The sequence below is a fragment of the Vibrio sp. 1402 genome (assembly GCF_033340275.1).
The window spans coordinates 1-561 of record NZ_JAWOWE010000550.1 but is presented as its reverse complement, the minus strand read 5'-3'; the positions used below and the strand labels follow the sequence as shown (position 1 = coordinate 561).

The following is a 561-nucleotide window of genomic DNA, read 5'->3' as shown; positions in this document are numbered from 1 at the left end:
CTTCTACCGCAGTTTCTAGGTTATGAATACGCGCGGCGTTAGCTCCACCACCGACATTAAAGATGTACATCACATCTAAGCCGGAGCCTTCTGGCAGTTTTAGAATGTCGGCTTCAATGTTTTGACGAATATCCTCAATGTAGATATCAATCTTGCCGCAATAATGAGGCTGCTTCACCGTCAAGTATTTTGGTGCGATCAGTTCGTCAGCTGACGAGCGTTTAAGTTGCTCTAAACTGCGTTTGAATAGCTTACAAGCCGCTTCGTTAGCAAAACGAATACGCTGATCTTCTCGCAGACAAATAATAGCTTCCGGTGCAGATTCTAGCTGTTCCAACAAACGACCTTGAGTTTCAAGAAGGCTTGCTTCGACGACAGCTCGCTGTCTAAGCTCTGACTCCAGCACTTTGTTTTCCATATGGCGCATTTCCGCTTTACTTGCTGTTAAATGCGCTTGGATACGTGCCGCCAACTCTTGTTTGTTGAATGGCTTCGATAAGTAGTCATTCGCGCCTGCTTCAAAGCCTCTCACACGGTCTTCTGTTTGGCTGAGAGCGGTGA

At 46.5% G+C, this 561-nt stretch carries 1 protein-coding gene; it reads right to left on the bottom strand.

Annotated features, from left to right (window positions below; translation table 11 throughout):
• Positions 1–561, bottom strand: a 561-nt coding sequence (locus tag R7044_RS27195; RefSeq protein ID WP_225456225.1) for a response regulator transcription factor, incomplete at both ends; no start/stop codon positions are given.